At 64.2% G+C, this 232-nt stretch carries 1 protein-coding gene; it reads right to left on the bottom strand.

What is annotated here, in order from left to right:
- On the bottom strand, positions 1 to 232 hold a 232-nt coding region (locus R0J88_RS23905; RefSeq protein ID WP_410901445.1), incomplete at both ends, for an ATP cone domain-containing protein.

The following is a 232-nucleotide window of genomic DNA, read 5'->3' as shown; positions in this document are numbered from 1 at the left end:
CAGGAAGCTGGGCTCCTGGGCGAGACGGTCGATCTCGGCGCGGAACTCATCAAGATCCTGGAAGCGACGATAGACCGAAGCGAAGCGGATATAGGCGACCTGATCCAGCCGCTTGAGCTGCTGCATGACCTCATCGCCGATGCGCCGCGCCTCGATCTCACGCTCGCCGGTGGCACGCAGACGCTGACGAATGCGCTCCACCGCGGCCTCGATCAGTTCGGAGGATACCGGG

Source organism: Pseudoalteromonas sp. SIMBA_162, from assembly GCF_046535955.1.
GTDB classification, from domain to species: Bacteria; Pseudomonadota; Gammaproteobacteria; order Enterobacterales; family Alteromonadaceae; genus Pseudoalteromonas; species Pseudoalteromonas marina.
Note: the sequence above shows the minus strand (reverse complement) of the source record. Positions and strands in the feature narration are given on the sequence as shown.